This is a genomic window from Streptomyces pseudoechinosporeus, from assembly GCF_054783935.1.
Genome location: NZ_BAAGPS010000060.1, coordinates 1 through 7,666 on the forward strand (window position 1 = coordinate 1; position 7,666 = coordinate 7,666).

6 protein-coding genes are annotated in these 7,666 nt (G+C 67.4%); 3 read left to right on the plus strand and 3 right to left on the minus strand.

Annotated features, from left to right (window positions below; translation table 11 throughout):
- Positions 1 to 384: 384 nt before the first annotated feature.
- On the plus strand, positions 385 to 921 hold the full coding sequence (locus ACYVO6_RS38970) for a hypothetical protein (protein ID WP_461069867.1): 537 nt from the start codon (positions 385 to 387) through the stop codon (positions 919 to 921).
- Between the two features lie 177 nt (positions 922 to 1,098).
- Here ACYVO6_RS38970 and ACYVO6_RS38975 read toward each other — a convergent pair whose 3' ends face one another.
- The 3 genes from ACYVO6_RS38975 to ACYVO6_RS38985 form a co-directional block, all read right to left on the minus strand.
- A complete protein-coding gene (locus tag ACYVO6_RS38975; protein WP_461069869.1) occupies positions 1,099 to 2,025 on the minus strand; it encodes a transposase in 927 nt (308 codons plus the stop codon).
- A 54-nt stretch (positions 2,026 to 2,079) separates the two neighbouring features.
- Positions 2,080 to 3,864, minus strand: coding sequence for a reverse transcriptase/maturase family protein (locus ACYVO6_RS38980; protein WP_461069871.1), 1,785 nt, complete (start codon positions 3,862 to 3,864; stop codon positions 2,080 to 2,082).
- Positions 3,865 to 4,354: 490 nt separating this feature from the next.
- A complete protein-coding gene (locus ACYVO6_RS38985; protein WP_461069873.1) occupies positions 4,355 to 5,113 on the minus strand; it encodes an ISL3 family transposase in 759 nt (252 codons plus the stop codon).
- A 261-nt stretch (positions 5,114 to 5,374) separates the two neighbouring features.
- Between ACYVO6_RS38985 and ACYVO6_RS38990 the strand changes: the two genes are divergently transcribed.
- Together ACYVO6_RS38990 and ACYVO6_RS38995 are read left to right on the plus strand one after the other, a co-directional pair.
- Positions 5,375 to 6,454, plus strand: coding sequence for a hypothetical protein (locus ACYVO6_RS38990; RefSeq protein ID WP_461069875.1), 1,080 nt, complete (start codon positions 5,375 to 5,377; stop codon positions 6,452 to 6,454).
- A gap of 774 nt (positions 6,455 to 7,228) precedes the next feature.
- Entirely contained in the window at positions 7,229 to 7,624 is a 396-nt protein-coding gene (locus ACYVO6_RS38995) for a hypothetical protein (RefSeq protein ID WP_461069877.1), read from the plus strand.
- Positions 7,625 to 7,666 lie beyond the last annotated feature (42 nt).

The window sequence follows — 7,666 nt, forward strand, 5'->3', positions numbered from 1 at the left end:
AGAATCAAACGATCACGTTCGGTTGAGATACGGCTTCTTAGGGACTCAGGCAGCGTTTCCCGCGCCGCTCTCAGCGGGACGCTTGCCCGGCCAGTTCGGAGGAGGGCGCCGCGCTGTAGCCGTTCTCACGCGCAGCCGTCATGTCGGGCGAATCTGCCGTTCGCGGAGGCGTCACTGTGACGGCAGCGCAAACGGCGCGGTTGCCGAGCCTGTCGGCTGTCAGCCCTGTGACCAGCGCCGCCGAGGTTCGAAAACACCCACTGATCCCGCACACTGCGCCGACTGGACCGGCTCGGGAACCGTTCCCCCGGATCCTGCGTGACCTCTTGACGTGTTGTCGGCTGGTGGTGAGGGGACCGAATGAGAGCGCGGACGATGGTGAGCGTGGCGGTATCGGCCTGTGTGGCGCTGGTGGCGTGCGCGTGCGGTCCGGAGAAGTCGACGGAGGACACGGACGCGAAGCCTTCGCAGCCGTCCGCGTCCACACCGGCCGAAGAGCCGTCGGCCACGCTGTCCGCGTCCGCTCGGACCCAGAAGCCGTCGGCCGAGCCGACCGGCGACCAGCCCGCGTCCAGGACGAAGGAGGGCGCCATCCACCGGTACGAGCAGTACCTCCACGCCCTGGGCCGTGAGGACATCGGCACGGTCTGCGAAGTGGCCGGGCCCGCCGCGAAGAAGGCACAGGACCAGGGGTTCGGCCCGTGCACGTCGACGTACTCCGTCGTGTTCCAGATGATCTCGCCCGCGCAGAAGAAGGCCCTGCAAACCGCGACGGTCGACCCGCAGCGCATCGCCGTGCGCACGCCCGGCAAGATTGAGATGCCGGTCGAAGCGGTCAGGGCATCCGCCACCTTCTCCGAGAGCGACCTCGGCAGCTACACCCTGGAGTACCTCAAGAACGATTGGTACATCACCGACTGAACCAGGGCGCGCCATACACGGAGTCGCCCGACGGACGGCTCCGCGCGCACGCCACCCGGCGGCCGGTCGACCGGCGCCCGCCGACGACCTTCAGCCAGCCCCCAACCGTTCGCCGGGCCGTGACGGTGACTCCCGTTCTCGGTTCTGGCACAGATCTTGGGGAGCGGTAGCGGAGCGTTACTGAAGCAGGATCATCTTGCGGAGTAGTTCGAATCCGGCTCGTCCGTAGAGCTGCCTCTTGATCTTCTTGATGCGGTTCACGGCGCCCTCGGTGCTGCCGGAACTCCACTCCAGGGTGAGCCCAGCTGTCACGGCGTCGAGGTCTCGGAGCAAGTGGAGCGCGAAGCCGGTGAGACCGGGCAATTGGCTGGCGTCGACCGCGTCGATCCAGGCGGGGAGTCTGCCGCCGAGGCGGCCGGTGAGTATCTCGCCGAAGTCGCGAACATGCCCGGCGGCCGTGTCCAGTTCGCGGCAGCGGGCCAGGACGTCCTTCAAATCGGCGCGGTCCTCCTCACTCAGGGCCGTGGGATGGCGGGTGAGCCAGCCGGTCACCTGCCGCACCGACGGCGGCGGGGGCGGCGTGCCCGACGGTGCGGTGCGCAGGGTGGCGATGTGGGCGCGGACCATGGCGTAGGTGACCGGGGCGTGCTCGGCAAGCAGTTCGCTGTGCAGCTGGGTGACGCTCGTGCATCCCGCGGCGAACCGTCGCTCCAGGTAGGGCTTGTAGGGATCCAGCCTGCTGGGCCGGGGCCGGTTCTCGCGGAACGTGTCCTGCCAGCGTGCGGCGCGCGCATACCGGAGCACGGTGTTGAGGCCCCAGCCCAGGTGCCGGGCGATCGCCCGGCGGGAGTGGCCCTGGGCGAGTAACTCGTGGACCAGGGCGTGTGCGGCCTTCTTGCGCTCGGCCCGTCGGCCGACAGGATCCCGGCCGGGAAGCCCCGCGTCGCCTTGCAGTGTGTCAACGTTCGACGGCTCGGGCGACGTCGGAGCGCGCAGACACTCACGGTGGGAGGCGACACAGGTCTCCACCGCACGGCCGAGGCCCTGCCACAAGGTACTGGTGGGCCGTCGGCGAGGTGCCTGCTGAGCAGGTCCTTTTCCCACGGCCCCCAGCCCGAACGACGCATGCGACTTTCGCCGCACGTCGCTCTCCGGTGACTACTCCGTGAGTGCTGCGGCAGAGTTCTTGCCGTGGATGTCCGCGTGGCAACTTCCGCAGACCACGAGGGTTTTGCGGTGTCGTGCGGCCATGAGATCTGCCCACGGCGGCCGGTTCCCGGATCGTCCGAGGTCGGCGAGCTTGGCGATGTGGTGGACTTCCACCTCGTCAATGCGTCCGCATGCCTCGCACCGCCCGGCCAGGAGTCGGGTGACCAGCTCCTTGCGTTTGGTGTTGACCGGGGCCAGCCGACGGTCGGTGATGACCGTCTTCTTGTTCTGTCGCAGCGGGATCCCGCCGAACCGTCCGACCAGTGGTTTCCTGCCGGTGCGTTCGACGCGGGCCTCGAAGCACTTGCGCGGCCCGTGCGGTGTGTCGATGGTGGCCGCGTACTTGCGGGCCATCTTCGACACCGACGAGCGGTGCTTGTTGGCGAGCGTCATCAGCATCGAGGTCTCCATGACCCATTGCAGCCGGGCGAGTCGGAAGACGTCGCCGGCCAGCAGGTAGTACTGGACGATGCCGCGGTACTCGGACCCGTAGGTGCTGAGGATGACGTGGTCGTCCTGGTTCAGCAGTTCGGGCCGACGCGCGGGTTTGCCGCGCATCTTGTACTGGGCCTGCTTGGCGGATACCACCGAACGAGGGACACGCAGACCGATGGTCCCATTGACAGAGCGTCGTCTGCCGGAGACCTTGCGGTCGTTGTGGTGCACGGTGATGTCGTAACCGAGGAACCTTGCCGCCCCGGTGCGGGCGTGCGTGATGAGCGTTTTCTCCGGCGACAGTTCCAACTTGAGTTCGTCACGCAGGAATTGGGCCAGACGCTCCTTGATTTCCTCGGCTTCCGCCTTTGGTCCGGCGAACCCGAGCAGGGTGTCGTCGGCATAGCGCACATACCTCAGCCGCCGGTAGCCGGGATCCTGAGTATCCATGCTGGGCATGCTGTGGAGTTGCTTGCGCAGTTCCCGCACCTGGATGTGGTCACCGCGGTCGCGGGCGCGCTTGATGGCCGCCCATACCCGGTGAAAGGCGCGGCTCTGCTTCCTGACTCTTCCCCGGGTGTATTCCGGGATCAGAACCTTCTCGACGTACTCGTCCATCTTGTGCAGATAGATATTGGACAGGATCGGTGAAACAACCCCGCCTTGCGGGCTACCGCTGTGCGTGGCGTTCCAGACCCAGTCCTCCATGTATCCGGCCCTGAGCATGTTGCGCACCAGCCGAAGGAACCTGTTGTCGTGGATTTTCTCGCCCAGGATTCGGAGCATGACCGAATGGTCAAGCCGGTCGAAGCACTGGGCGATGTCACCCTCGATGAACCAGGCTGTGCCCGTCCAGGTGTTGGCCACATCGCGTAATGCGGTGTGGCAGCCCCGGCGGGGACGGAAACCGTGCGAGGAGTCGGAGAACGTCGGCTCGTAATACGCCTCAAGCAGCAGGCGGATCACCTCGCCGACGAGCTTGTCGCTCCAGGGAGGCAGGCCGAGCGGGCGCAGCTTCTTGCTGCCCTGTCCTTTCGGGATGTAGACCCTGCGAGCCGGGCTCCACCGGTACCGCTCGTGGCGCAGCGCGTCGATGACGTGCTCGATCTTGCCCAGCGACATGCCGTCCACGGTCTCCCCGGTGACCCCGGGCGTCATCGCTCCCTTGTTGGAGTACAGACGTCCGTAGGCCAGCAGATACAACTGCGGATCGAACAGTTGCCGATACAGTTCGGTGCACGGCAGGCCACGCCTGCCGCGTTCACGGAGGACACCCAGCACCGTTTCGGCGCTCTGCATTACGCATACCTCCCGGTTCTTGAGTGCCCGATCACCTGGCCCCCTTCGCCCGATGCGGACGGCTTTCCCGTCCTCCTTGGCCGGTCGTGACTCCGGCGACTACTACGGGGCCTCCGTCGCCATAGGAAGATCTCTTCCCGTAGGCGATCCCATGTTCGTCCTTGTCGTACGTCCTAGCGTGATGTAGGTGCCCCACTCATTCCCTTGAATGCCCTCGTTGGGCATCGCTCCGCACCCTGGAGGTTGCGTCGGCCATGGCACTAAGCCGTCGCAGGGTGCGGCGTCGGTGTCAGGTATCTTTCCGGCGGACTCGACCTTCAGTCTTCTGGGAATTGGGGTTCAGGCAATCCAGCTTTCACCATGTCACGCGGGTCCCGCGATACCCCGTCCCTGATACCTGAGCCCGGTTATCGCTTTCCTGGCATGCTGCGGTCCCCGTCACCGTTTCCGGTTTGGGTAAGCCATCAGACCCATGAACCTCCCTCCAAGTTCATCCCGACTGAGTCGGGGATACGACAAGGCGCCTCATGGCGCACTGAAACCGGTCAGCAACCTGGAGAGCTTCGGGGGCGCCGCGTCGGGCACCCTCGGCGTAGGCACCTGCCCGGTCCCGACAGATGATCTCCACGCCAGGGTGACTGGTCAGCCAGGCGGCCAGCGGCCCGGCTTCGCGTGTCGGGAGCACATCGACCACGCGATGGGCTTCTCCGCAGGTCAAAACGGTGGAGTAGGACTGGCCCCGGCGGATCGCGAAGTCGTCCACACCCAGCACCCGCGGCGTGCTGAACTGCGGATCCGGCAGCGCCATGACCCTGCGCAACAAGGTCATCCGCCCTGCACCGAAGCCCAGTTGGGCGGCCAGCCGGGCGCCGGCCCGTCCGGCCAGTGCGAGCCCGATGCGCTCCAGGACGTGGTTGAGCCGAGTGGTGAACCGTGCGTACGGGGCGGTCAACTGGGTGAACGGCTCGGCGAACGTGCGGCGCGGGCAGTCCGCCGCGCCGCAGATGAAACGCCGGACCGTCAACAGGATCACGACGCTCTGCTCACCGAGCGGGAGATCCTTCAACCTGCGCTGATAGCAGTCGTGCACCCGGTCCGAGAAGCGACCGCAGTCCGGACATGCCGTCTCGGCCGCCCGGCCTCTCGCCACCACATCGACCGTGCCGAAGGCAGCGGTCACCGCCTCGACGTCCACGTCGTCGATCCCGTCGAACACCAGAGAGTCCCAGAACGATGCATCGGCCAGCATGACCAGCACCGTCACCGCCCACAGCCGACCACGGCGGATACGAGCAGAGACCTGACGGAGCGTCACTCTCGCCTGCCAGACGACAAGGCGTACGCGGTCTCACGCGAGACCACTCGCACGCAATCGAACACCGGGGTGACGCTCCGCAACCGCTCCCCAAGATCTGTGCCAGAACCCAATTCCGACAGCAGACAGCGTCCGAGGGATTCGAACGGTCTGGGCCTGATGACGCCGGACTGACCCCGGACCTAAGGTGTGCGGGTGATCTTCAAGAGGAAGCGGGAGGCCACGGGCCTCACCGCCGCCGTGTCCGAACTGGAAGAGGCGGTCGCCACTCGCGATGGCGACCGTACCGGGCGTGCCTTCACCGCCATGATGAACGCCGTGCCGTCGGCACCGGATGCTGAACGCGTACTGGCAGGACCCCGGCTGGCAGCGTTGCTTCCCGCCTTCCCGCCTACCGGCCCGCGGCCGATGCTGGCGATGGCGGCCGGCTTCTGCGTCGAGCACGGGGCCAATCCGGTCGACTGCGCCGAGCCGATCCTCGGCGGTGTCCACCAGGACCTGCTCGACGCCCTGGAGTTCGCCCGCCGCTGGACCTCCACCTGCGCAGCGGATAACGAGCTGCCGGAGCCGGACGAGAAGATCATTGACGACGCGTTGCTGGCCCGCCTCGGCGGCGACCGGCACGAGGCCACGCGGCTGGCGCTGGCCTGGTGCTCGGTCGAACAGTGGCAGCCGCCCGCGCTGGCCGTACTGTGCCGCAGCACCGAGGTGCGCCGTCGGCATGCATCCGCGATCCTCCCTGCCTGCCGCGAGCTTGCGTCCCTGGAGCGGCACGACCTGAAATGCCTCGCCTACGCGCTGGCAGTCTTGGACGACGAGCCCCTCGTGGTGTTGCACAGGCCGACCGGGACCGGGTTCGAGGTACGCATCGGCGGCATCGGGGACAACTTCCAGCTGCACACGCTGCTCGCCTACGTCCTCGTCGGCGGCGGCTACGTACCCGGCACTGTGCCTTCGGCGGAGAGCGTCCGCCTGGCCACCGATCCCGAGCCTGCCCAGGGACGCACCCAGACCATTGCGACTGGTACCTTCGAGCTCCTCACCGCGGACGGCGAGCGGATCTGGAACGAAGGGCTGCCCGACGACATACCTGTGGTGGAAGGATGCCGCCTGCTCGTGCTTGACGAGCCGACATACCAGCGCAGCTGGAACGCCGACCGCTTCTTCCCACATCTCCCGGGCAGGGCCAAGCTGCTCCGCGTCCTGACCGCGGACGAGACGCGGAGCTGGTTCGCACGCACATCGTCCGGCAACGGGATCCACCGGCCTTCCTGACTCGGTGCGCCAGGCCGTCACCGCTCTGGGCGGGCGGCTGGGGGCCGGAAGCCAGCACTCGGGACTGGTCCCGCACTCGAACAAAGACTGTGTCAGGGTGCTGTCGGAAACTGCTGAACAGCTGCTGTCGGTTCTTGTGAGCAGAACCAGTCCTCTCCTCCGCACCCGGCAGGCCAGGGGCGTGTTGTCCCGCCCGCCTGGTTTCTCGGCACTGCCGTACGGCACATGTCTGGCGGACTCCGGCTGTCCTCCTGCTGCGGGCGCAGGCGGCAAGGGCACACTCGATGTACTGCTCGAAGTCCGCGCCGGAGTCGCGATGGGCGGCAAGCTCGTGCACGGCTTTGATCGCTTCCCAGGCCGCGGTGAGGGCGAGGGTCGGCTCGGCACCTCCCAGCTCGTTCGACAGGTAGGCGGGGAAGCCGAACTGGTATCCGCCGGCCCGCGCGATCTCCTGCTCACGGCGGTAGGCGTGGCGGGCCGCCTCGAAGAATTCGCCGGCCTGCTCCAGGCCGATGCTGCGGACGATGATCCCGAGATTCGGCGCCGTTGCCCGTCGCTGAGGCCAGGCAAGATAGCCCGTCATGGACCCCGCCGTCACCGCCGCGCTTATAGCGACGCCCACAGCCATCATCGCCGCAGTTACTGCCTACGCAGCCGGCCACGCGCAAGCCCGAGCCACACACCGTGGCGCAGTCGACTCGGTACGCCGCCAGCACCAGCGTGAGGCGTACGCCGTGTTCCACACCGCCGCAACCAGATACCACGGCCAAGCCGGTGCGGGGCGAGCGGCGCATCAACGTGATCCTCACGGCAGTACGGGGGCTGCTGTCGCACGCCGTGTCAGTGGGGGCGGCACCGGGATCGGTGCTCGGGCAGATCTACGAGCTGGCCGACACTCGGGACCTGCCGCTGGAAGCCCAGGGCGAGGACAGCGGCCTGCACTATCGGCTCAAGACCCGGCACCGGCTACAGGAACCGGAGGCAGAAGTCGACCGCGCCTCCGACGAAGAGATGGTCGCCATGTTCCTCCGGTGCCGCAACGCACGCGACCGCCTGATCGTGCTGCTGCACGGGCGGGTGGGGCTGCGCCGCGGCCAGGTCGCCGGCCTGCGCAGAAGGGACTGCCACCTCCTGCCCGACTCGCGACTGCGTGGAGAGACGGCGCCGTGACATACGACCGACCGGGCGCGGCCGGCGCTCACTGTGTCGGAG